Below are 21,593 nucleotides of genomic sequence, written 5' to 3' on the forward strand. Positions count from 1 at the left end.
CGTCTCCTGGGACGGCAACGTCATCGTGGGCGAGGCCGTCGTCCTCGACGACAACGGCAACGGCGCGTTCATCTGGACGCCCGAAACCGGCATGCGCCGCGTCACCGACGCCCTCGCCGAACTCGGCGTCGTCATCCCGCCCGGCTGGTACCTGCTCGCCGCCTACGGCGTCTCCGCGGACGGCCGCACCATCGTCGGCGGCGGGATCAACCCCGCCGGCAACTCCGAGGGCTGGGTCGCCTACCTCGGCCCAACCTGCCGCGCCGACTTCAACAAGGACGGCGCGGTCACCACGCAGGACTTCTTCGACTACCTCAACGCCTGGACCGACGCCAGCATCTTCACCGACTGGAACTACGACGGCGAGATCAACACCCTCGACTTCCTCGCCTTCCTCAACGACCACGCCAAAGGCTGTCCGTAGAAGCCACTGTGAATCGTTGTGATCCGACCGTGTGTCATCGCCCGGCCGCCCAAGGATTTCCATTGCGTTGTGCCGCCCTTGCGGTATGATGGCGGCGTTGACCGGCCCCGGGGCGCGGGATGCTGACACGCACGACCACACGACTGATCGAGGGGCTGCGCGATCCGGCCAACGCCGAGGCGTGGTCGGGGTTCGACGCGCGCTACCGCCCGGTGCTGATCGCGTTCTCGGCCAGGCTCGGCTTCTCGCACGACGACGCGGCCGAGATCGCCCAGCAGTCGCTCGCCGAGTTCGCGCGAGCCTACCGCGAGGGGCGGTACGAGCGCGAGCGCGGGCGGCTGAGTTCGTGGCTCATCGGCATCGCGCGCAACGTGGCGTCCGGGATGCGTCGGGGGCGCGGGGCGCAACGCGTCGGCGGCGACACCATGCTCGGCGAGATGCCGGACGATCCGGAACTGACGCGCATCTGGTCGCAGGAGCGCGAGCGGGCGATCTTCGCCGAGGCCATGGCGATCCTGCACTCCACCAGCCAGGCCAACGAGTCCACGCTCCGGGCGTTCGAGTTGTTCGCCATCCGCGGCGTGCCGGCGGAGGAGACCGCGGCCGAGTGCGGCATCTCGGTGGACGCGGTGTACCTCGCCAAGAGCCGGCTGACCAAGCGCCTGCGCGAGATCGTGCGCGAGTTGACGACCGCCTACGACGAGGGCGAGTGAGTGCGCGAGCCGTGCCCACCGCCCGCAACGCTCGAACGCTTTGCGCTGCACGGCGAAGGCGCGAGCGGCCTCGCGGGCCACGTCGACCGGTGCCCGGCGTGCCGCGAGTACGTCGAGGATGCCCGCGAGAACGAGGCCTTCCTCGGGCGGGCCGCGCCCGCGCTCGCCGAGGCCAGGCCCGCCCCCCGCGAGCCGATCGACCCGCACGCGGTCGACGGCTTTGAACTCGTCGAAGAGATCAGCCGCGGCGGGCAGGGCGTGGTCTACCGCGCCGTGCAGGCCGCGACCCATCGCCCCGCGGCCGTGAAGATGCTCCTCGCGGGCGCGTTCGCGTCGGATCGCCAGCGGCGTCGGTTCGAGCGCGAGGTCGAGATCGCCGCGCGCCTGCGCCATCCCAACGTCGTCACCGTCTTCGAGTCGGGGCAGACGCCCGACGGGCGGCCGTTCGTTGCGATGGAGTTCGTCAACGGCGTGCCGATCGACCGTTACGTGCGCGATCGGCTGCCCGAGCCGGGGCGCGACCGAACCGACGCCGTCCTCCGGCTCTTCCTGGCAATTGCGTCCGGCGTGGCGGCCGCGCACGCGGCGGGCGTGATCCACCGCGACCTGAAGCCCTCGAACGTCCTCGTTGACGCGGACGGCGTGCCGCGCGTGCTGGACTTCGGCCTGGCCCGCCCCATCACCGACCATCCCGAAGCGACGGTAACGCACGAGTTCGCGGGCACGCCCGCCTACGCCGCCCCCGAGCAGTTCATCGGCGACGCCGCGGCGATCGGCACGGCGACGGACGTCTACGCCCTCGGCGTCATGCTTTACACCGCGCTGACGGGTCGCCACCCGTACCCGCGCGACGGCTCGCTGGCAGAACTGGCGCAGCACGCCGCCTCGACCGACCCCGCGCCACCATCGCGGTATGTGGATCGTGCTCAAATCGCTGGCGAAGGACCCCGCGAGACGCTACCGCAGCGCCGGCTCGATGGCGGCGGACATCGGCGACTACCTGTCCGGGCTGCCGATCTCCGCGCGGCGCGACAGCGCCGCCTACGTGCTGCACCGGCTGGCAAAGCGGCACCGGGGGACGGCTGCGGCCGCGCTCGTCGTGCTGCTGACCATCGTCGGCGCGGTGGTGGGCCTCGCGCTGCTGGCCTCGGACCTCGACCTCGAGCGCCGGGCCGCGCTGGAGGCCCTGCGCGACAGCCGCATCCACCGCGCCCGCCTCATGGCCGCCGCCGGCGAACTCGACCAGGCTGAGGAACTGCTGTGGCGCGAGGCGGTGGTGGCAGGCGTGCGAGCGCACGACTCGAACTTTGGCTTCGAACACGACGCGATGCAGCGGCGCGCCTCGTGGGCGCTCGTCGAGTATTACACGCGCGTCCCGCGGGCCATGCGCGTGCGCCTGGGAGCGCCCGCGGACCGGGTCGAAGTCGCCGCGGACGGCACGGAGATCGGCGCCCGCGACGTACACGGCGCGTCCGCCAGATGGTCGCGCGACGGACGTCTGCTGCACGCCACGCCCCCGCTGCGCACACTGCCGCCCAGCGTCCAACGCACTCAACAGTACTCGGAGGACTACGACCGGCACGTGCGATACGCCGATGGCACGCTCCGGATCGTGGACCCGCGCTCGGGGGCGACGCTCGCCGGCCCCGTCGCGATCGAGCCGCCGCCACGCCAGTTCTGGATGACGGCCGACGGGAACCACGTCGTCGTCTGGGACGCCGACCGTTCCGTGCGCGTGCTGGACGGGCACACCCTCGGCGAGCGGGGAGTGCTGCTCGGACCCGAGGCGATGGCCTTCAACATGCGGCTCTTCGACGAGCACGGGATGCTCGCCGTTGTGTGCGTAGCCTCCCCCGCCGCGTGCGTCAGGTCCTGGCGGCTCGACACGCTGCGCGAGTCGCCCTTCCGCGCGACCGACCCCTCCGCGCCGACCGGCCTTGACGCCGCTTCGAACTCGTTCAACACGCTCAGCACTCCGGCCGTCAGCCCGGACGCCATGTGGCACGCCGCAGGCTCCGGCGGTGCCGTCCTGGTCTGGCACGCGGATCATCCCGACCGCCCTGCCCTGCTGGACGGGCACGCCGCGTCGATCGCGCACCTGACCTTCAGCGCGAACGCCTCGCGCCTGGTCTCGGTCAGCACCGACGGTGTCACCTGCGTCTGGAGCCTGCCCGCGGGCAACCTCCTCCACCGCTGGGCCAACGGGTCACGCGCCCTCGCAACCGACATCCGAACGGACCTCGGCCTGCTCGTCGTGGGCGACGTTCGCGGCTTCGTCACGCTCTACGAACTGCGCGACAGGCCCTGGCTGCACACCGTCTCCGCGCCGCCGATGGGCATCATGGCGCTGGCCGTGTCGCCCGACGGCCGGACCTACGCCTGGGGAGGACAGGCGGGATCGATCGCCGTCTATGACGCCGACTCGAAGCGCGCCATGCACGACATCGACGCCCACGACGCGCTCATCTCCGCGATCTGCTTCTCACCGGACGGCGGCACGCTCTACAGCGGCAGCGTGGACGGCGCGGTCCGCGCCTGGAACCCCGCCACGGGCACGCTCGAGCGGACGATCTTCGAGGGCCTCCCGGCAGTCTGGGCGCTCTCGGCAAGCCCCGACGGGCGTTCGCTCGCGGCGGGCGGCCTCGGCGGGTTCGTCTGCGCCTGGGACACGACCACCTGGGAAGCACGCCCGTTCCTGGGCATCGAGTCCATCCGCGTGCCCAACCTCGCCTTCAGCCCCGACGGTTCGCTCCTCGCCGCGGTCTCCGCCCACCCCGACGTGCAGCCTTGTGTCTGGAACGCCCGAACGGGCGACCTGCTCTTCCGACTCCAAGGCCACACCCGCGAGGTCCGCGCCCTCGCCTTCAGCCCCGACGGCAACACCATTGCAACCGGCTCCGACGACCTGACCATCCGGCTGTGGGACGCCCACACCGGCGCGCTGCTGCGCACGATCACAGGTCTGGCGCGAGACCCGTTCGAACTCGCGTTCGACCTGACAGGGCGCATCCTCTATTGCGTCGGCCGCGGCCCGGCGCTCGGCGTCTACGACCCCACCGCCGGCATCGAACTCGCCTCCATCACCGTCCACGAGCGCCTCGTGTTCGGACTCGCCCTCTCTCCCGACGGACGCACGCTCATCACCGGCGGCGAGGACGATCGCATCGCTTTCTGGGACCTCGACCACCTCTTCTCCTACGTCCGCGGAAACGCCGCTCGCTGGGAGGCTCAACTCGCGGGTGAGGGAAGCGAGAATGGCCCCCGGAGCGTGGGCACGCGCCGGGGGCCGGGAAAGTAGGCGCGGGCACGAGTCCCGACGCCCGTCATCGCGGCGCGCGGCCGCGACGAATCGTGAGCATCCAGGCAATCACGAGAACGGCGATTGAGTCCGCCGCGAACACGCCGATCAGGATCGGGCTGGGCCTGCCGTTCGCAACGCCGATCATCACCCCCACCCCGACCCCGGCGAGCACGACCAGCGCGGCGGCGAGGAGCACAAACGTCACCATCGGCTTCATGGCACGCACCTGCCTCTCGGCGTGGCTCAGCGACGCGGACGCGACGAGACCAGACCCGTGAGAACAAGGAGCACGAGCGAGCCTGGCGCGGGCACGACGGCGGCGATGTCCCACATCTCGCCCAGCGTTCCCCCGCTGCCGACGTAGACCGTCGTCGGCACGCCCCCGGTTGGCGGAATCCACGACACCGACGCGTTGCCCTTGTTCACCATGTAGAGCCGGTTGGTGGTCACCTCGAACTCGAGCCCGGAGACGAACTGGTGCCCGCTGAGGACGGTCGTCGTCGCGCCGCCGGCGTAGGGGATTGCGGAGATGGTTCCCGCGACGTAGTCGGACCAGAGGACGGTCTGCGTGAGCGGGTTCACGGTGAGGCCGGAGACGACGGTGCCGCCTGGCAGCGTTGCGAGGGTCTGCGGACTGGAGCCGTTGAGGTTGGCGACGTTGAGCGTGACCGAGGCTCCGCCCCAGCCGTCCACCCAGAAGAGTTTGCCCGCGGCGGGATCGACCTCGACGTCCTCGGCGTTGAAGGACGCGAGCACCTGGATCGCGCCGGTTCCGTCGTAGTTGGCGCTGTTCACGCCGTTCAGGTCTGTCCAGAAGACGCGCTTGTTCACGCGGTCTGCGGCGACGCCGTAGTTGTTCCCCCCGGCGCTGTTCCAGGACGCGATCACGGCGTGCGAGCCACCGGAGAAGTCGGCAACGTGCATCGTGTAACTGCCGTGCTTGCCGCCCGTGATGTGGTCCTTCCAGAAGACGAGTTTCGACGCGCCGTCCGCGGCCACGCCGGAGACCATGCCCGGCGCGGGGAGGATGTTCTTCAGCCCGTTGCCGTCGAGGTCGGTGGTGTAGAGCGCGTCCTTTTGCCCGCCGGCGTAGGCGACGGAGCCGAAGAACAGGTTCTGGGCCGAGGCCGACTGGAGCGCGAGGATCGAAGGCGCCAGGACGCACACCCCCATCCCAAGCCTCGGGGCGCGGCGACGCTCGCCCGGACGCCCCACCGAATCAATCTGCTGCGTGTTCATGCTCATCTCCTTATGCCGGATCGTGACGAGACCCGGCTGCATACGGACTTGTCACCCGGGTTCATGATCTTGCACTCCCGCCGCACATTTCCGATCGCCCGGCCCGCGCCGCGCAACAAACACCCCGTCGCACAGGGGCGACGGGGTGTTCGGAGAATGAGGTCTGGAATGAAGCCGTGGAACGCCGAGACGCCCTCCGGCGTGGTCAGCGTCTGCGCCGCATGGCGACGAGCGACGCGGCGCCGAGCAGGCCGAGCGTGCCGGGCGCGGGAACACCCTGCACGCGGAAGATCAGGAACTCGTCGTGGTTCGCCCCCGGGTTGAACGGGTTGCCGGCGCCGGTGTTGTGCCAGATCCACTCGACCGAGGGATCGACGCCGGGCCGGTGGCCCCAGGTCGTCACGTTCCCGACGGCACGGTTGTCCCAGTTCGGGAACGTGGCCGGCGTCACCCACACGGCGGGATTGATCGCCGCAAAGGCGAGCGCGGCATCGACCTCCGCCTGCGTCGGCATCTGGAGCATGGGCCACGTCGCCGGCCAGGACGGATCGATCTGCTGCAGGTACGCGCCGACGGGGAAGACCTCCCATGCGGGGGAGCCGGTGTTGAACTGGAGTCCCTGGGTGATGTTGCGGAACTCGCCGAGGAAGCCCTGCGCCCCCATGAAGTCCGAGGCCGTGGAGACGTAGAAGTAGTCGGTCGCCAGCATCCCCGGCTGCGTGAGCGAGTAGGTCACCTGCCAGTTGTTGCCCGTGAGCACCGCAGAGCCGACCGTCGCCGAAGCCGTCCCGACGTAGGCGTCGAACTGGTTGTCCACGTTCATGCGAATCTGCCACGTGTCCTGCGCGAGCACGGGAGCGGCTACCGAACCGAGCATTGCGAGAAGAACGAGCGTGCGGGAGTTGCGTGCCATCTGCTTGCCTCCTGTTGCGGTCTGTCGTGCGTGTCGGCCCGACTCTCGGACCGCTCAGGAGGACTCGGCGCAGCACGCGGAAGTCTGTCACCCGTTGTGGGACTTATTCCTGCAGCCAAGCCCACCGGCAGGCGCGCCGGCTTGCCGCTGCAACGACAACGCCGCGGCCATCGGGTCGCGGCGTCGTGCGGGAAGTGGAGGCGAAGGGACTCGAACCCTCGACCTCTTCCATGCCATGGAAGCGCTCTACCAAAGCTGAGCTACGCCCCCGCACACGGATTGTCGCCCGGCCTCCGGGGGCCGGGGGGACATCCTAGGCCCATCCAATCCGGGCACGCCCGGATCGGCGTCGCTCCGCCCGCCGCCCGGCACGAATCGGTTCCTGACGACCGTGCCGGTTGTACCGGTCGTGCGGCCTGTGACGGCTGTGCGGCTTCTGCGGTCCGGGAAAGGGTTGCCGACACCGATGCCTGCAACGATCGGGCGAACAGCGACGCCTGTGCCGCCCATCGGCCGCACGGATCGCACAGACCGCCGGGTCCGACTCTTCCCCCCACACCTCAATGTCGATGGAGTGAGGCACCGGAGCGGCCCGCGGGCGCCCCCGCTTCCTCGGCGGACCGTTGCCGCTTCAGACGGAGAAGCCGCCATGAACCCTTTGCGCTACACCGACATCGGGCACAGCACGGACGCCGGCCGGGTCGAAGCCTGGTGGATCGGTGAGCAGGGTCGGCTTCGCACCCACGGCTGCCGGGCGGGTCAACTCCGCCGACACGGCGAAGACCGACCGATCCGGGCGGCATCGCGCCTGCGAGCCTTGGCGATCGGACGGGTCGAACTCGACCGCTCCGTCGGCTCCGTCCATCTCCCGCAGACCGCCAGCGACGATGACCTGACCATGACGCTCGACCGGCTCGAACGGCGTTATCCGGGCGTGCGATGGTTCGTCTTCGGTGAGGCGGGCGCGAGGGAGTGCGCCAGAGCATCGGCGTGACCGCTACGACGGATGACAGGCCTCACCCTCCCAGCGCGGCGCGCCAGCGTTCGAGGTCGGCGTGCCTCGTCAGGTCGTACTGCAACGGCGTGATCGTGATCTTGTGGTCGAACAAGCCATGGACATCGGTGCCGGGATCGGTGGCGTGAAAGTCCAGCCCGTGACCCGACGCCCAGTAGTAGACCCCGCCCGAGGGGCTGACGCGGCGTTCGTAGGCATCGACGAGGCCGTGCGTGTTCATCGGGCAGACGACGACGGGGAGCGGTCGATCGCGGACGGGATTGTCGAGTTCGATAGGGGGGATGTTGACGTTGAGGCACTCGTGCCGGCGCAGGGGAGCGGCGGCCAGAACCTGCTCGACGACACGCCTCGCATGAACCGCTGCGGTGTCGAAGTCCGGCTCGCCCGCGCGGATCATCAGGCTCAGGGCGATGGAGGGGACGCCGAGGAACGCGCCTTCGAGCGCCGCCGCGACGGTGCCCGAGTAGATGACGTTCACGCCGCAGTTCGCGCCGGAGTTGAGCCCGCTGATGACGAGGTCCGGGCGCGAGGGCCGACCGTCTTCGTCCGGGCCGAACCGCTCGGGCCAAATACTGCTGATGGCGAGCTTGACGCAGTCCGCGGGGCGGGCATCGACGGCCACGCCCCGCATCCCCTCGGCGGCCTCGACCTCGCGCACCATGATCGGCTCGTGGAAAGTGACGCCGTGGCTGGTGGCGGACTGGACGGTGAGCGGCGCGACAGGGAACACCTCGACGGGCAGACCGTCCGGCCCGTGGAGCGGGCCGCCGAGCACGCCGCGGGCGTCGGTGAGCGATTGAAAGAGCGCGACAATGCCAGGCGCCCGGATGCCGTCGTCGTTGGTGAGAAGGATGCGCATGGGAAGAGACGGTAGGGAGCGCGGCACGCCCGGCGAGGAGGCCCAGCCGGACGGAGAACCGCGCCGGCGTCCGCGCTCGGCGCGGTACACTGCCGGGCGGAGTCTCGCATGACCCGCAACCCCTACGACTTCTTTCGCGGACGGGAGCTGACGCTCAACGACCATCTCGCCATCGACCGCACCGTCCTCTCGAACGAGCGGACGCTGCTCGCTTACGGGCGCACGGCTCTGGCCATGCTCATCATCGGCGGCTCGTGCATCAAGTTCTTCGATTCCGTGTGGATGCAGGCGCTCGGCGTCCCCTTCGTCGCCGGGGGGGTCGTGGTGATGGGCTGGGGCTGGCGGCGCTACGAACGCACACGTCGCTTCCTCGCGGCCGCGCTCCAGCACCAGACCGGCTCGCCCGAGCATCCGCTGAAGGAGAAGGCCAGCAGAAGCAGCCCCGCGCCGGCGGACCAGGCTACACCGGCCAGATCAGAAGAATCATCGGCGCACTGACAGCGAGCACGATCACGGAAACCGGCAGCCCGAGCCGCCAGTAATCGCCGAAGCGGTACCCGCCCGGCCCCATCACGAGCGTGTTGGACTGGTGCCCGATCGGCGTGAGGAACGCGCTCGACGCCGCCACCGCGACACCCATCAGAAACGGATCGACCGACGACCCCATGCCCTCGGCCAGTCGGACCGCGATCGGCGCCATCAGCACGGCCGCCGCCGCGTTGTTGATCACGTTCGAGAGCAGCATCGTCACGACCATCAGCCCCAGCAGCATCCCCCACGCCGGGAGCGACGACGACGCCCCGAGCAGCCCCGCGGCGATGCGACCCGCCGCTCCCGTCGTCTGCATCGCCTCTCCGACGGGGATCATCGCGCCGAGGAGAACGATGACGGGCCAGTCGATGGCCTCGTAGGCCTCACGAAGCGAGAGCAGGCGAGCGAGCAGCATGGCGCACGCGCTGGCCGCGAACGCGACCTCGACGGGAGCCAGTCCGAGCACCGTGGCCAGAACGCCCGCGGCGAAAATCGCGACGGCGAGCAGCGCCCGCCGCGGCTTTCCCACGCCGAGGTCGCGCTGCGCGAGCGGGAGCAGGCCGAGGGTCTCGAACGCCTGCTGGAGCGCGCCCTGGTTGCCCTGTAGGAGCAGCACGTCCCCGCCGCGAAGACGGATGTCGCGCAATCGGCGCCGGATGCGCCTGCCTTCGCGGGCCACGCCGAGGATGTTGATGCCGGCGCGGCGCCGCAGGTCGATCTGGGCCGCCGACCGGCCCTCGATCGTGCCTCCCGGCGTGACGATCGCCTCGACGACCGTGATCTCGCCCTTGGCGCCGAGCATCTCGGCGCGCAGTTCGCGGTCGCCGTCCAGCTCGAGGCCGAACGCACCGGTCAGAGCGGTGATCGTCTCGGCGTCCGCCTCTACGACCAGCACGTCCCCTGCCGCGATGCGCTCGCGCCGAGAGGGCATCGCCAGGCGCCGGTCGCCGTGCGCGATGCCGGCGATGACAGCGTCACCCTCCGCCGCGTCCCCGACCTCGCCGATGGTCATGCCCTCGGCCTTCGAACCCTTCGGCACACGCAACTCGACGACATACGCGTCGACGTCGAAGAGTGCGTCAGCGGATGAAGCAGGCTCTCGCTTCGGGAGCAGCCTCCAGCCGACCAGCCCGCAGAAGACGCACCCGGCCACCGCGACCCCCGCCCCGACCGGCGTAAACGAGAACATGTCGTAGGGCGAATCCGCGACCTCGGCCCGATAGGCGGCGATGATGATGTTCGGCGGCGTGCCGATCAGCGTCACCATGCCCCCGAGGAGCGAGCCGAAGGCGATCGGCATGAGCACGAACGAGGGCGATCGACCGCCGGCACGCGCCATCTGCACGGCAACGGGCATGATGATCGCCAGCGCGCCGACGTTGTTCATGAACCCCGAGCAGACGGCCGTGATGAGCGTGAGCGTGAGCGCCTGGCCCGTCGCACCCTCGCCCGCGATCCGCATCGCACGTCCCAGGACGTTGACCGCTCCCGAGTTGCGCAGGCCGCGCGAAACCACCAGCACCGCGGCCACGGTAATGACCGCCGGATGTCCGAAGCCGGAGAACGTCCGGTCTGCCGCCACCACGCCCGCGAGCGCCAGCGCCAGCAGCGTCATCATCGCTACCAGGTCGTAGCGCCACCGGCCCCAGACGAACAGCGCCAGAACCGTCACAAGCCCGATCCCCAGGATCGCCTGATCGGACATGCGTCGCCCCCGCGGCCGGTCTTGCACACACCGAACCGTGCTCCGCGCAGTCTACCGCGCGGGTGCGGAGACGGCGTGTCACGATCCACGAGCGGAGGTCGGGGGCAGGCCCGAGTCGCCGTCCTCGACCACGCGCCCCAGCGCGCCGGGGAGTTCGATCCCCGCCTGACGCGCCAGTTCGTGCACCGGGGGCAGCGAGCCGATGAGCCCTGAGAGGAAGTCCGCGGTGGCGCCGCGCGTGCCGCCGTTCTTCGGCTCCACGCCTCGCCCGGAATCCCAGACCGTGATCTTGTCGATCTTCAGGTTCTGCACCGCCTTGACCTGCTCGGCGACGAGTTCCGGCAGTTTCTCGATGAGGAGAAGCGTCGGCGCGACCTGCGGGTTCTGCGAACACGCGGCGACGAGCTGGCGGTAGCCCTCCGCCTTCGCCTCCAGCACCTTGCGCACGCCCTCGGCCTCCGCGGTGTAGCGGGCGAGGATGGCGTCCGCCTCGCCGCGGGCCTCGCGGCGCTGCTTCTCGGCCTCCGCCTCGGCAGCGATCTCGATCCGCTTCTTCTCGATCTCCTGCGGCGCGAGCTCGTCCTTGGAGAGCCGCGCCAACTCCTGCTCGCGCTCGGCGGCAAGGATGGCCTCGGCGGCCTTGGCGGCAGCGACCTCGGCACGGCGGCGCGCCTCGGCGCGAATCTCCGCCAGTTTCGCGTTGCTCTCCGCGACCTGCGCGGCGGACGTGTTCTCCCCCTCGACCGCGCGGGCCTCCGCGTCGGCGACGCGGACTCGCTGCTCCTGCTCCGCCTTCTTCTTGGCCGCGATGGTCTCGGCCTCGCGCGCCGCGGCCGCGATCTCCTGGTCCCGCTTCGCCTCGACCTCGCCCGTCACCGCCTGGGCTTCGAGAGCGGCCACCGCGACGCGCTGCTTCTGCTCCGCGTCCTTCTGGCCCTGCTCCGCCAGTGCGTGCTCCTGCGCCACGCGCACGTTCCGCTCGCGGACGGCGGCGGCCTCGCCGATCGCGCCGGTGCGCTCCTGCTCGGCAACCTCGACCTTGGCGCGGTTGATCGCCTCCGCCGCCGCGCGCTTGCCGATCGCCACGATGTAGCCCGACTCGTCCGTGATGTCGCGGATGTTGACGTTGATGAGTTCGAGGCCGATCTTGTTGATCTCCTGGCCCACGTTCTCGTTGATGTGGTTCATGAACTTCTCGCGGTCCTTGTTGATCTCCTCGATCGTCAGGGTCGCGATCACCAGGCGCAACTGCCCCAGGATGATGTCCTGGGCCTGCTCGCGGATGGCCTGCGTTGGGAGCATCAGCAGGCGCTCGGCGGCATTGTTCATGAGCACGGGGTCGGTGGAGATGCCGACGGTGAAGGTGGAGGGGACGTCCACGCGGATGTTGTTCAGCGAGAGCGCGCCCTGGAGGGGGATATCGATGACGATCGGTTCGAGGGAGAGGTAGGCGTAGTCCTGGATGAGCGGGATGACGAACGCGCCGCCGCCGTGGAGGCACTTGGCGGCCCGCTGCGCACCGACCTTGCCGTAGATGACGAGGATGCGGTTTGAGGGGCAGCGCTTGTACTGCTTGACGATCATCACCGTCACGAAGAGCAGGATCATCAGCACCGCGCCGACGATCCCGAGCGCGAGCACGGGGCTGGACCCGCCTGCGGCGTTCTGCGCGAGGGTAATCATGAGCGAATCGTTCACGTTCCCTTCTCCCTTCGTAACGCGGCGTCAGTCCGACCGCGCGACCGTCAGTGTGTTGTCCTCGTTCACGCGCGTCACCCGGACGCGCGTCCCCGTCGGCAGTTCCTCCCCCTCGGTGGTGGCGTTGTAGGTGCGCTGGCGCTGGTCGAGCACGACGCGCACCTGCCCCCGCCCCGCGCCGCGCGCGGGGATGGTGAGGTAGACGTCGCCCTCGTGTCCCAGCGCGTCCCCGATGGGGACGTTGCCGCTCGCCTCAAGGTCGTACATGCCCTTGAGCAGGACGGCGAGCAGCCAGACCATCGCCGCCCCGCCGACGGCCGCGAGCAGCAGGCTCGTCGGCATGGACCACCCGAAGCCCTTGAGCGAGGCCAGCCCCGCCCAGCCGAAGCCCATCGCGAATGCCGTCGCCGATTGGATCGACAGCACTTCGAACGCCTTGCCGGGGTCGCCGTGCGCGTCGGAGATATCCACGTCACCGAGCTCGGCCCCGCCCCCGCCGACAAGCATGAGGCCGAGCCGGAGCGCGAAGACCACCGTGCCGATGAGGGCCGGGATGGTGAACCAGACTGCGCTGCCCGTGAACAGCAGGTCGATCATGCGACCCCCCTTGCGGACGGTCGGCCACCGAGGCCGAGATCGTTCCAGTGTAATGAAACCCGCCCTTCGCGATTTGATTCGGCGAAGGGGCCTCGCGGTTTCGGGGGTTGGCGGGTTGGATGCCCGGGCGGCCTACGCCGCCAGGTCGATGTCGTCGTCGTCGGCTGCGCCGGGAAGGCCCCACTTGTCCTTCGGCAGGTGCCGATGGTGGACGTGGATCACTCGGGCGAGTTGTCGGCCAAAGAGGTCAGCGATCGTGCCGAGCAGTCGAACGGCGTCGGCGTTGAAGCCGGTGCGCCGCTCGCGGAACAGGGCCACCACCGCCAGGCACTCGCCGTCCTGGCGGCAGGAGAAGCAGGCGAGAGCGTTACCGGCGATCCAGTCGGCATCGTCGCCAAGTCGCGCGTGGAGGTCGTCCTCGCTCGGCATGAGTTCGACGGCCTCGCTGCGCTCGAAGCGCGGCGCGATCACCCCCGCCAGGTGTTCGAGGAGGACTTCGGTGGAGTCGCGCGGGCAGTCGTAGTTGACGTACGCCCCCAGCGAGTAGTCGCCGCTGGTGGAGGGGAGGTAGACGGCGGCGTTGGTCGGCCCGATCTTGGCGAGGATGAACTCGAGCACGGTGCGCAGCAGGGCCTCGAGGTCGAGTTCCTGGCGGACGAGGCTGTTGAACTCGGCGGCCTCGCCGACGTGCGTGATCTGATCGCTGAGTTCCTGGTACGCCCCGGCGAGGTCGTCGCAGAGCGAGCCGACCTGCGAGGCCATGCCCTCGCGGGCGTCGTTCAGTTCGCGGCAGACGTTGGCGAGCCGACGGAGGCGGTCGGCACGCTCCCGTGCGGCGCGGGCCCGGCGCAGCGATGAGGCGATGCGCTCGCGCAGTTCGGCCGGGCCGAGGTTGCCGACGATGAGGTCGAGCGCGCCGGCGCGCATCGCCCGCACGGCGTCGTCGATCGAGGCCGAGCCGGCCAGCATCACCGTGCCGAGCGATTCGTCGATCTCGGTCAGGGCGCGCGAGAGCTCGTACCCGGCACCGCCGGGAAGGTCGGCGGGGATGATGGCAAGGTCGAACCGGCTCGTGGATGCGGCGGCGAGCGCGTCCGCGATCGAGTCGGCCTGCTCGCACGCCGTGCTGCCGCAGGCGAGTGTCGCGGCGAGCCGCTGTCGCTCGGCGGCATCGATGGAGACGATGAGAAGTCGGGCGTTGGCGTCCGCGAGGCTGGTTTCCGCGCCCGCGCCGATGGGCGTCGTCGGGAGCCGCTGGGCGCGCCGGCCGCGCCCGCTGGCTTCCGGTCGTCCGGGCTGTTCGGGCGTCGCGCTCACGCGGCCAGACTCCCTTCCCCGGATGATGCTCGCGCCAAGGGGAGGGCGATCGTGGCGGTGGTGCCGTTGCCGGCTTCGCTCTGGAGGGCGATCTCGCCGCCGTGAATCTCGACGATGCGGCGCGCCCGCGTCAACCCGAGGCCGGTCTGTCGCCCGGCGGGCTTCTCGCTGAAGAACGGGTCGAATGCGTGACGCGCAGCCTTTGCCGACATGCCTGGCCCCTGATCGACGATCCGAACCAACAGTCGGCTATCCGCGGGGTCGGTTTGAGCCAGAACCCGGATGCAGCCTCCCGGCGCGGCCTCGACGGCGTTGCAGATGATCTCGGCCATGGCACGCACGAGCAGTTCTCGGTCGGCGTCGATCTCGACCGGCGCGTCGCCAAGGTCGATCTCCGTCTCCTGCCGAACGCCCGTTCGGCGGTGCGCTTCCTCGATCGCGGCGTCGATCACGGCGCGAAGCCTGACACGCTCGATCTTCGGCGCGGGCGGCGAGGCGAGGAGGTGCAGCGCGGTGATCATGTCGCTCAGTTCCACGGCGGCCCGCACGATCGCCTCCGCAGATGCCCGGTCGGCATCGTCCTTCAGTCGGCGCGCCAGCAACTGGCTGCGCCCGCTGATGACCGTGAGCGGGTTGTTCATCTCGTGGGCCGCACCCGCGGTCACCTCGCCCAGCCGCGCGAGGGCCTCGGTCTCGGCCAGCCGGTCCCGGGCCTCGACGAGCGAACGGTTCACCTCGGCGAGCTGTTCGCTGATGCGCTGTGCCTGCTCGTGGCGCGCGGCGGCGTCGAGCGCTGCCGCCCAGCTGGCCAGCAGCGCATCGGCGGGGCCGAGTTCGCTCCCGGCGGGGGTCTCATCGGAAAGCAGCAGGCAGACCTGCGACGCGCCGGCGGCACGCTGCACGCGAAGCGCGGTGTTCGGCTGGGCGCGCAGCCCCGTCGCGTCGAGCGCGCCCGAGGGGAGCGGGGGCACGTTGCGACCGCCCGAGGCGATGGCCGCGCTGAGTTTCGAAGAGGAGTCGCGGGACACGGCTGCGGCGTGCTCGACACGCCCCTCCGGACCGAAACGAACAGCGAGCCAGGGTTCGCCTTCTTGGCGGCGCAGAAGCACGCTCCAGCGCGTCGGGCCGAGCGTGCGCGCCGCCGAGCGGGCGATCGCGCCGATGGTCTCGATCGTGCCCCGGACGGCGTCGTGGTCGGTGAGGAACGCCTCGATGCATTCGAGCGCACAGGCGGATCGCTTCGCCTGGCGGGCGCGGCGATCGGCCGCGGCGTAGAGGTCGCCGAGACGCCGGTTGGCGTTGGCGATGGACTGCAAGAGCAGTTGCGGCGTGGGGCGCGCGTCCAGCCCGAGCACCTGGAAGCGCTGCGCCGCCGAGTCGTGCAGGTGCGTGGCGACATGGTCGATCGCGGCCGTGTCCAGGCCCGCCTCCTCGCAGACCGAGCGCGACGCAGGGGGCGGCCCGAAATCGCCCGACCAGCCGATGTGCATCTCGCGGCACAGCGCCTTGGCGAGCGTGACGAGAGCGATCAACTCGTGCGGCGAATCGACGGGGAGCGACGAGAGCGGCTGGGCGTGCAGCCACATCACGTCGCGCAGTTCGCCGGGCAGGCCCCAGCGCTCCGCGATGCGCCGGCCCGCCGTGTGGTGGTCGATGCCGATGACGGTGCGCTCGACGGCAGCACTGTCGCACCCGCGCTGCTGCGCGACCATCACGACACGCTGGTAGGCCTCGGGGAGGACGAGGTCGAGCGCGAGCTTGCCGACGCCGTGCAGCAGGCCGGCCGTGAAGGCCTCGTCGGCCCGCACGCCGAGCTTGCGGTAGCGGTGGGCGAAGAGTTCGGCGGCGCACGCGACGCCGAGAGCGTGCTTCCAGAAGCCCTCCCGGTCGAAGGCGGCCGAGCCTTGGGCCGGTTCCCGGCGGTGATTCCCGCGGCTGCTCATCAGGTCGTAGACGCTCACGCTCAGCACGGAGGACTGGACGGCCTCGAGACCCAGCATGATGATGGCACGCCGGACGGTGGTGACGCGGTCGCCAAGCCCGTGGGCGGCCTTGCGGCACAGACCCAGGATGCGCGCCGTCAGCGCGGGATCGGATTCAAGCAGCGTGACGATCTCGTCGAGGTCGGCGTCGTCCGCGCTGCCGACCGCCAGCAGGCGAGTCGCCACGGGCGAGAGCGTCGGCAGCGCGTCCACCTGCTGGAGCACCAGCTCGGCGTGCCGGGCGCGGGATGGATCGGTCGTCTGGTCAATCACGGGGCTACGCGTCGGTGTGCTCGAGACCGAGCAGCGACGCGACGCGCTCCATCAGCGCGCCGACGTCGAACGGTTTCTTGACGAACTCGTCCGCGCCGGCACGCCGCAGCGCGGCCACCTCGTCCTGGTTCACCACACCACTCACGCAGATGATCCGCGTCCCCTCGAGTTCCGGCTTCTCGCGGATGCGCTTGCAGACGACGTTCCCGTTCACGTCCGGGAGCATGTAGTCGAGGATGAGCACGTGCGGCCTGAAACTCTCGGTGAGCATGCCCGCGTCGTAGCCCGTCGAGGCGGTGCGCAGTTCGAAGCGCTCGTCGCCGCCCATCACGTCGCGGAAGAGTTCGAGGATGCCCTCGTCGTCGTCCACCACAAGGACTCGCTTGCGGGCGCCCTCGAGGGCGTCGGTCGGGATGTTGTTCGCCCGCATGAAGCGGATGAGCTCATCGCGTGGGATGCGGCGGAACTTCGAGCCGGGCACTCGGAACCCTGAGAGGCGGCCCGAATCGAAGCAGCGGATGATGGTCTGTTGGCTGACCTTGCAGACCTCGGCGGCCTCGCCGGTGGTGAAGATCTTCTTCTCCGCCCAGGTCTGCTGGCCGTTGTCGGTGCTCATGGCTGCCGTCCCTGCCCTGGGCGCGGGTCGGCCGTCCGTGGCCGCCGACGCGCGGAACCCCGCGCGCCGACCCTGCGCTGCTGGTGCATCGGCGCGCAGACCCCCCAACTTCACGCCAACCCATAACCATCGTGAATCAACGACTCCCACAACGAGCCGCGACCGTGAGGGTGCGGTTCTGTTCCCACCGGCCGCAAGGTCCGATTACTCCCCAGCCCCCCCCCGATCGCGCCAGAGCCGCACCGCCTCAGGCTCGCGGGCATAGATCGGGAGCACTCGAGCGGGATCGACGAACTCTCGCCCCGCCGCGGCGCGAAGGAGCCAGGACGCGCCGAGGACGAGCGGCTCGATCGAGATGCCGGATGCCATCGCCGTGCGACTGATCGACTCGGGCAAATAACTGTCTCCGACAAGACGCTGCAATCCCAGCGCGATCACGCCCCCGGCGTCGAGCACTCGCCCCTCGGCGGTCGGGTTGCCTCGCGCGTCGAACGGGGTAATGAAGGCGTGCTCGCCCTTCGAGGCAAGGGCGACAGCGAAGGGCCGACCGTCGCGGACCGCTGCGGTCGCGGCGATCTCCGCCGTCGGCACGCCGATGCAGACCGCCCCCGTAGCCTCGGCGATGAACCGGGCGGTGGTGACGGCGATGCGCAGCCCCGTGTAGCCGCCGGGGCCGAGCGAAACCACCACCGCCCGCAGGTCGGCGGGTCGCGCGCCGGTGCGGCTGCAGAGCCTGTCGATCGCGGGCATCAGGTCGTCGTCGTGGCGGCGTGCCGGCGAGAGACGCTCGACAGCCGCTGCCTCGCCGCCGATCACGCCGAAACCGACCTCCGCAGGGCAGGCGGATGGGTTGCTGGTCTCGATGGCGAGGGCGAAGAAGTGGGAAGTCATCGGCAACAATCAACTGTGCCAGCAACCGTGTCACAGACTTCGGCTGCTCGAAGCCGAAGTCGGTGCGTTGCGTGCTCGTCGTACAAGCATCGCACCGAGATCGCAGAGTCGATCTCGGTGGCACGAAGTTCGCGGTTTTTCCTTCACCAACAGTATGGAACGATTCTAAGCGACCGAACCGCCAGCCGCACATCGGCCTATTCGTCGGTTCGCCGGCGTGTTCGCTTCGTTTCCCCCCGGCGTTTCTTCGCCGCGATCCTGCGCTCGACCGACCCTTTCGTCGGCTTCGTCGCCCGGCGCGGCTTGGGGGCGTGCAGCGACCGCTCCACGAGGTCGGCCAGGCGTTCCACGCACGCCGCCCGGTTGCGGGACTGCGACCGGTACTCGTCCGCGGCGATGACCAGTTCCCCCTTCTCATCCGCCAAGTGGCGCGCCCCAAGACGCCGAAGCCTGCCCCGTGCGCCCGGCGGCAGCGGCAGGTCGTCGAGTCGCACGCGCAAAACCGCACGGGTGGCCCGCTTGTTCACGTTCTGGCCCCCGGGGCCGGAACTGGACACGAACGTGAACCGCAAGGCGTCCGGCCGCACTGCGACCCCCGGCGCAAGGCGCACAAGGTTCGCGGCCTCGGCAGGCTCGTCCCCCGCGTTGTCGTGGGTAGGGTGGTCGGCCATCCCGTGCTCTCATCGGCTCTCATCGTCAGGGACGGAAGGGCACGCTACGCTCCCGGCTCCTGAGACGCCGGAAACCGCCATGACCACCCCCCGTCTGCCCTCGCTGCTCGTTGCCCTCGTCAGTGCCGTTGCTGCTTCTGCCCAGGCCGTCGGCCAGAACGAGACCCCCCTCGGCGGCAAGGACTCTTGGACGGTTCGCTTTGAGCCGGCGGTCTGGTTCGTCGGCGCCTCAGGCGACCTTCGCCTGCCGGGCACGGAAGCCTCGGGGAACGGCCAGAAACTGGACTTCGGGGATCTGAACCTGGACAGCCCTCGGGCCAGCCCCTTCGGCGAACTCCACCTGAAGCGCGGCCCATGGCGGATCTCGTTCTCCGCGCTCGCGTTGTCCTCCGGCGGGCGCGATTTCGCCGCCGATGGACCGGGCCAACTCGGACCGATCGCTTTCGACGCGGGCGACGTGCTCGACCTCTCGATGGACTACGTCACGTTCGACACAACCGGCGGGTACGAGTTTTTGACCGCGGAGCGGGGCACAACGGAAAACGGCGGTGTGCAACTGCGCTCACGTCTCATCGGGTTCGCGGGCGCGCGCTTCCACGACGTGGATTTCGACGCGTCATTGCAGGCGCCGGACGGCGTATCGGTCTCCGCCGACCGCCTGTTCGCCGAGCCGATCGTCGGGCTGCGGTGGGAACTCGACATCAACGAGCGCTTCACGATTGACGTCGTTGGCGCGGGCGGCGCGTTCGGCTGGGGCGACCAGTCCTCATGGTCCGCGGACATCGGCGTGGGGTTCACCTGGCGGCCGGTCGAGAACCTCGGGGTGCAGGTGGGCTACCGGCAACTCGTCGTCGGCCTGGAAGACGGGGACGCACCGGAGCGGTTCGAGTGGCGCGGGAGCGTCGCGGGTCTCTATGCCGGGGCCGTCCTCCGATTCTGAGCAACAAACCCCTTGCGGACCCCCTTCCGGCGGCCTGCGGGGCCGGTCCCGAACGCCGGTGTTGACCGCACGCTGCCGATGTGCGACACTCTGCCCCGGAAGAGTCAGGATGCCCCGTGAACGGAGACTCACTCGTCGGGGGACGAGGCCCGCTGCACGGGTGGTGAGGACGCTCCCGTCGGCCGACACGCCGAACGGAACGCGCAGGGGGAGCGGGCGGCGATGAAAACCATCACCAAGAAAGACCTGATCGACCGCATCACCGCCCGAACGGGCGAGAAGCGCGCGGCGGTCAAGCGCATCGTGCAGGAGTTCCTCGAACAGATCGGCGGTGACCTCGCCGCGGGCAACCGCATCGAGTTCCGAGACTTCGGCGTCTTCGAGGTCCGGCAGCGCGCCCCGCGAACCGCCCAGAACCCAAAGACTCTCCAGCCCGTGCAAGTGCCGGGTCGCCCCACCGTCCGATTCAAGCCCGGCCGACTGATGCGCGACAGCATCGAGAACGGCAACGCCCGCATCGTCGAGGTCCGCCCGGCCGGCAAGCGCGCCCGAAAGGCGGAAGTGCACGTCCGCACGGGCGGCGGGCGCATCGCTTCCTCCGACGACGGACGCGCGCCCAAGGGCTGATCGCCCGGTCAATCCACGCAACTGGCCACAGGCTTCACGCCCGCCAGGCGGAGCATCCGCTCCAGCGCGGTCAGCGCATGCGCACGCACCTCGGGGTGCACGCGGATCACGTTCATGCTCCGCGGCTCGCCGCGCGGCGTGCCAATCCCGCACAGATTGTCCAGCGTCCAGAGCAGGTGCGGCTCGTCGATGCGGTACATCGTGGTGCACAGGCACTGGCAGTCGGAGAGGATGCGCACCTCGACCCCGCGCGCCGCGGCCTCACGCGAGAGGCGCCCGACCAGGTGCACCTCCGTGCCCACGGCCCAACGGCTGCCGCGCGGGGCACGACGGATCGTCTCAATGATGAACTCCGTCGAGCCGGCAAGGTCCGCCCGGTCCACGACCTCCTTGCAGCACTCAGGATGCACCAGGATGCGCACCGGCTCCTCGCCGCGCTCCCGGCGGCGTTCGTTCTCGGCCCGGATTTCGTCGCAGTGCTCGGGGCGGAACAGCTTGTGGACCGAGCAGTGCCCCGCCCAGAGGATCACGCGAGCATCCAGCAGGGCGCCGGGCGAAGCCCCGCCGAGCGGGTGCCCCTGCCGGGTCTGCCGCGGGTCGTAGAGGCACGACTCGGTCGCCACGTCCACGCCGAACTTGGCGGCCGTGTTGCGCCCCAAGTGCTGGTCGGGCAGGAACAGCACCTTCACCTCGTCCCCCGCGCCCGGCTCGTCGCCACCCGCCAGCGCCCACTCGAAGACGCGGTCTGCGTTGGAACTGGTGCAGCACGCCCCGCCGCGCTCCCCGACGAACGCCTTGATCGCTGCCGATGAGTTCACGTAGGTTACGGGGATGATCCGACCGCGCCAGCCCTGATCGCCCAGCGCGGCGTGGATCATGTCCCACGCCTCGCAGACGTCGTCGTAGTCCGCCATGTCCGCCATCGAACAGCCGGCAGACAGGTCGGGCAGGATCACCTCGACGTGCTCGGGCGTGAGCATGTCGGCGGTCTCGGCCATGAAGTGAACGCCGCAGAACACAACGTGGCGCACCGGTCGCTCGCCCGCGACGCGGGCCGCGATCTGGCTGAGTTTGAGCGAATCGCCCGTGAAATCCGCGTGGCGGATCACGTCGTCCGTCTGGTAGTGGTGCCCGAGGATGACCAGCGAATCCCCGAGGTGCGCACGGCGATCGTCGATCTGCCGGGCCAACTCGTCCGGCGCCATTCGAAGATAGTGGTCGCTGAGCGACGGCTGCCAGAGCATCGCGGCCTCCCACTACAACTATAGGAGGCCGAGGGCC

20 protein-coding genes and 1 tRNA gene are annotated in these 21,593 nt (G+C 70.1%); 7 read left to right on the plus strand and 14 right to left on the minus strand.

The genetic code is table 11. The annotated features are described in order from the left end of the window. Positions 1-543: 543 nt before the first annotated feature. From FBT69_07870 to FBT69_07880, 3 genes are read left to right on the plus strand one after another with little or no spacing between them, the layout of a single operon-like run. Complete coding sequence (locus FBT69_07870; GenBank protein MDL1904707.1) at positions 544-1,137, plus strand: sigma-70 family RNA polymerase sigma factor; 594 nt, start codon at positions 544-546, stop codon at positions 1,135-1,137. Beyond that, the gene (locus FBT69_07875) at positions 1,138-2,388 is read left to right on the plus strand and encodes a serine/threonine protein kinase (GenBank protein ID MDL1904708.1); all 1,251 of its coding nucleotides are present in this window, start codon (positions 1,138-1,140) and stop codon (positions 2,386-2,388) included. Continuing rightward, a complete protein-coding gene (locus FBT69_07880) occupies positions 2,051-4,435 on the plus strand; it encodes a WD40 repeat domain-containing protein (GenBank protein ID MDL1904709.1) in 2,385 nt (794 codons plus the stop codon). The genes FBT69_07875 and FBT69_07880 overlap by 338 nt, the downstream gene beginning before the upstream one ends. A 25-nt stretch (positions 4,436-4,460) precedes the next feature. On the opposite strand, the gene FBT69_07885 is transcribed toward FBT69_07880, so the two are convergent. The 4 genes from FBT69_07885 to FBT69_07900 form a co-directional block, all read right to left on the minus strand. Next, complete coding sequence (locus FBT69_07885; protein ID MDL1904710.1) at positions 4,461-4,655, minus strand: hypothetical protein; 195 nt, start codon at positions 4,653-4,655, stop codon at positions 4,461-4,463. A 26-nt stretch (positions 4,656-4,681) separates the two neighbouring features. Continuing rightward, the gene (locus FBT69_07890; GenBank protein ID MDL1904711.1) at positions 4,682-5,677 is read right to left on the minus strand and encodes a hypothetical protein; all 996 of its coding nucleotides are present in this window, start codon (positions 5,675-5,677) and stop codon (positions 4,682-4,684) included. Between the two features lie 205 nt (positions 5,678-5,882). Then, complete coding sequence (locus tag FBT69_07895; GenBank protein MDL1904712.1) at positions 5,883-6,590, minus strand: PEP-CTERM sorting domain-containing protein; 708 nt, start codon at positions 6,588-6,590, stop codon at positions 5,883-5,885. A gap of 195 nt (positions 6,591-6,785) precedes the next feature. Continuing rightward, positions 6,786-6,860, minus strand: a tRNA-Ala gene (locus tag FBT69_07900). A gap of 379 nt (positions 6,861-7,239) precedes the next feature. Between FBT69_07900 and FBT69_07905 the strand changes: the two genes are divergently transcribed. Beyond that, positions 7,240-7,584 (plus strand): hypothetical protein, encoded by a 345-nt coding sequence (locus FBT69_07905; GenBank protein MDL1904713.1) that lies wholly within the window; start codon positions 7,240-7,242, stop codon positions 7,582-7,584. A gap of 22 nt (positions 7,585-7,606) precedes the next feature. Here FBT69_07905 and surE read toward each other — a convergent pair whose 3' ends face one another. Further along, a complete protein-coding gene (gene surE / locus FBT69_07910) occupies positions 7,607-8,464 on the minus strand; it encodes a 5'/3'-nucleotidase SurE (protein MDL1904714.1) in 858 nt (285 codons plus the stop codon). Positions 8,465-8,572: 108 nt separating this feature from the next. On the opposite strand from surE, the gene FBT69_07915 reads away from it, so the two are divergent. Next, positions 8,573-8,962 (plus strand): DUF202 domain-containing protein, encoded by a 390-nt coding sequence (locus tag FBT69_07915; protein MDL1904715.1) that lies wholly within the window; start codon positions 8,573-8,575, stop codon positions 8,960-8,962. On the opposite strand, the gene FBT69_07920 is transcribed toward FBT69_07915, so the two are convergent. From FBT69_07920 to FBT69_07955, 8 genes are all read right to left on the minus strand, one after another. Beyond that, the gene (locus FBT69_07920; protein MDL1904716.1) at positions 8,925-10,700 is read right to left on the minus strand and encodes an SLC13 family permease; all 1,776 of its coding nucleotides are present in this window, start codon (positions 10,698-10,700) and stop codon (positions 8,925-8,927) included. The two genes, FBT69_07915 and FBT69_07920, sit on opposite strands and share 38 nt — an antisense overlap. A 78-nt stretch (positions 10,701-10,778) precedes the next feature. Continuing rightward, positions 10,779-12,383, minus strand: coding sequence for a flotillin family protein (locus tag FBT69_07925; GenBank protein ID MDL1904717.1), 1,605 nt, complete (start codon positions 12,381-12,383; stop codon positions 10,779-10,781). A gap of 42 nt (positions 12,384-12,425) precedes the next feature. After that, positions 12,426-12,995 (minus strand): hypothetical protein, encoded by a 570-nt coding sequence (locus FBT69_07930; protein ID MDL1904718.1) that lies wholly within the window; start codon positions 12,993-12,995, stop codon positions 12,426-12,428. 132 nt (positions 12,996-13,127) lie between these two features. Further along, a complete protein-coding gene (locus tag FBT69_07935; protein MDL1904719.1) occupies positions 13,128-14,312 on the minus strand; it encodes a response regulator in 1,185 nt (394 codons plus the stop codon). Then, on the minus strand, positions 14,309-16,567 hold the full coding sequence (locus FBT69_07940) for an HDOD domain-containing protein (GenBank protein MDL1904720.1): 2,259 nt from the start codon (positions 16,565-16,567) through the stop codon (positions 14,309-14,311). The genes FBT69_07935 and FBT69_07940 overlap by 4 nt, the downstream gene beginning before the upstream one ends. Positions 16,568-16,571: 4 nt before the next feature. Further along, the gene (locus FBT69_07945; protein ID MDL1904721.1) at positions 16,572-17,183 is read right to left on the minus strand and encodes a response regulator; all 612 of its coding nucleotides are present in this window, start codon (positions 17,181-17,183) and stop codon (positions 16,572-16,574) included. Positions 17,184-17,387: 204 nt separating this feature from the next. After that, positions 17,388-18,074: a tRNA (adenosine(37)-N6)-threonylcarbamoyltransferase complex dimerization subunit type 1 TsaB gene (gene tsaB, locus FBT69_07950; GenBank protein ID MDL1904722.1), complete on the minus strand. Its 687-nt coding sequence runs from the start codon at positions 18,072-18,074 to the stop codon at positions 17,388-17,390. A 197-nt stretch (positions 18,075-18,271) separates the two neighbouring features. Beyond that, a complete protein-coding gene (locus tag FBT69_07955) occupies positions 18,272-18,745 on the minus strand; it encodes an aminoacyl-tRNA hydrolase (protein ID MDL1904723.1) in 474 nt (157 codons plus the stop codon). Positions 18,746-18,824: 79 nt separating this feature from the next. On the opposite strand from FBT69_07955, the gene FBT69_07960 reads away from it, so the two are divergent. Continuing rightward, positions 18,825-19,685, plus strand: a complete 861-nt coding sequence (locus tag FBT69_07960; protein MDL1904724.1) for a hypothetical protein — start codon at positions 18,825-18,827, stop codon at positions 19,683-19,685. A gap of 222 nt (positions 19,686-19,907) precedes the next feature. Continuing rightward, positions 19,908-20,312: an integration host factor subunit beta gene (locus FBT69_07965; GenBank protein MDL1904725.1), complete on the plus strand. Its 405-nt coding sequence runs from the start codon at positions 19,908-19,910 to the stop codon at positions 20,310-20,312. An 8-nt stretch (positions 20,313-20,320) separates the two neighbouring features. On the opposite strand, the gene nadA is transcribed toward FBT69_07965, so the two are convergent. Further along, a complete protein-coding gene (gene nadA / locus FBT69_07970) occupies positions 20,321-21,556 on the minus strand; it encodes a quinolinate synthase NadA (GenBank protein ID MDL1904726.1) in 1,236 nt (411 codons plus the stop codon). Positions 21,557-21,593: the final 37 nt, after the last annotated feature.

The sequence above is a fragment of the Synechococcales cyanobacterium CNB genome, from assembly GCA_030263455.1.
Taxonomy (GTDB): Bacteria; Planctomycetota; Phycisphaerae; order Phycisphaerales; family UBA1924; genus CAADGN01.

Bases quoted from the DNA above. Each gene is read 5' to 3' on its own strand.
- FBT69_07870 (MDL1904707.1), top strand. From the start codon at position 544: ATGCTGACACGCACGACCACACGACTGATCGAGGGGCTGCGCGATCCG.
- FBT69_07880 (MDL1904709.1), top strand. From the start codon at position 2,051: ATGTGGATCGTGCTCAAATCGCTGGCGAAGGACCCCGCGAGACGCTAC.
- FBT69_07885 (MDL1904710.1), bottom strand. From the start codon at position 4,655: ATGAAGCCGATGGTGACGTTTGTGCTCCTCGCCGCCGCGCTGGTCGTG.
- FBT69_07890 (MDL1904711.1), bottom strand. From the start codon at position 5,677: ATGAACACGCAGCAGATTGATTCGGTGGGGCGTCCGGGCGAGCGTCGC.
- FBT69_07895 (MDL1904712.1), bottom strand. From the start codon at position 6,590: ATGGCACGCAACTCCCGCACGCTCGTTCTTCTCGCAATGCTCGGTTCG.
- FBT69_07905 (MDL1904713.1), top strand. From the start codon at position 7,240: ATGAACCCTTTGCGCTACACCGACATCGGGCACAGCACGGACGCCGGC.
- surE (MDL1904714.1), bottom strand. From the start codon at position 8,464: ATGCGCATCCTTCTCACCAACGACGACGGCATCCGGGCGCCTGGCATT.
- FBT69_07915 (MDL1904715.1), top strand. From the start codon at position 8,573: ATGACCCGCAACCCCTACGACTTCTTTCGCGGACGGGAGCTGACGCTC.
- FBT69_07920 (MDL1904716.1), bottom strand. From the start codon at position 10,700: ATGTCCGATCAGGCGATCCTGGGGATCGGGCTTGTGACGGTTCTGGCG.
- FBT69_07925 (MDL1904717.1), bottom strand. From the start codon at position 12,383: ATGATTACCCTCGCGCAGAACGCCGCAGGCGGGTCCAGCCCCGTGCTC.
- FBT69_07930 (MDL1904718.1), bottom strand. From the start codon at position 12,995: ATGATCGACCTGCTGTTCACGGGCAGCGCAGTCTGGTTCACCATCCCG.
- FBT69_07945 (MDL1904721.1), bottom strand. From the start codon at position 17,183: ATGAGCACCGACAACGGCCAGCAGACCTGGGCGGAGAAGAAGATCTTC.
- tsaB (MDL1904722.1), bottom strand. From the start codon at position 18,074: ATGACTTCCCACTTCTTCGCCCTCGCCATCGAGACCAGCAACCCATCC.
- FBT69_07955 (MDL1904723.1), bottom strand. From the start codon at position 18,745: ATGGCCGACCACCCTACCCACGACAACGCGGGGGACGAGCCTGCCGAG.
- FBT69_07960 (MDL1904724.1), top strand. From the start codon at position 18,825: ATGACCACCCCCCGTCTGCCCTCGCTGCTCGTTGCCCTCGTCAGTGCC.
- FBT69_07965 (MDL1904725.1), top strand. From the start codon at position 19,908: ATGAAAACCATCACCAAGAAAGACCTGATCGACCGCATCACCGCCCGA.
- nadA (MDL1904726.1), bottom strand. From the start codon at position 21,556: ATGCTCTGGCAGCCGTCGCTCAGCGACCACTATCTTCGAATGGCGCCG.